1 protein-coding gene and 1 pseudogene are annotated in these 511 nt (G+C 46.6%); both read left to right on the forward strand.

All coding sequences use genetic code 11. The features are described 5' to 3' along the window. Nucleotides 1-115: pseudogene (locus R7P74_RS29580) on the forward strand (TRAP transporter small permease); the annotation flags it as partial. Nucleotides 116-187: 72 nt separating this feature from the next. Continuing rightward, nucleotides 188-511: TRAP transporter large permease subunit (locus tag R7P74_RS29585; protein ID WP_318124320.1), on the forward strand; the 324-nt coding region annotated here is incomplete at its 3' end.

Here is a 511-nt window from a genome sequence, read left to right on the forward strand (position 1 = left end):
TATGGCGATGCTCACTTTCCGTTTTTTACAAGTCACTTGGCAGATCGCTACAGGCAAGCTGGATCGCTTGATTGCTGGGCATGAAGCTGAGGAAGAACTGGAAGCCTTAAAAGAATAAATGAGTGAAGCTGGCGATGCCATGACTCCTCGTTCCTCGAACGATTCTGAGCACAAGGAGCGCTAAGCCATGGATATTTTACTACTGTTTTTAATGGTGATTGGCTTCATGCTCATTGGTGTGCCAATCGCAATTTCTCTGGGTCTTTCCAGTGTTCTTTTCTTAATGCTGCATTCCGATGCTTCTTTGGCGTCAGTTGCTCAAACGCTGTTTAATGCCTTTGCTGGTCACTACACATTGTTGGCGATACCTTTCTTCATTTTGGCCTCAAGTTTTATGTCGACAGGTGGCGTTGCAAAGCGAATCATCCGATTTGCGATTGCCATTGTTGGTTGGTTCCGTGGTGGTCTCGCCATGGCTTCCGTTGTGGCATGTATGATGTTTGCAGCACTG

The sequence above is a fragment of the Vibrio sp. 2033 genome (assembly GCF_033339735.1).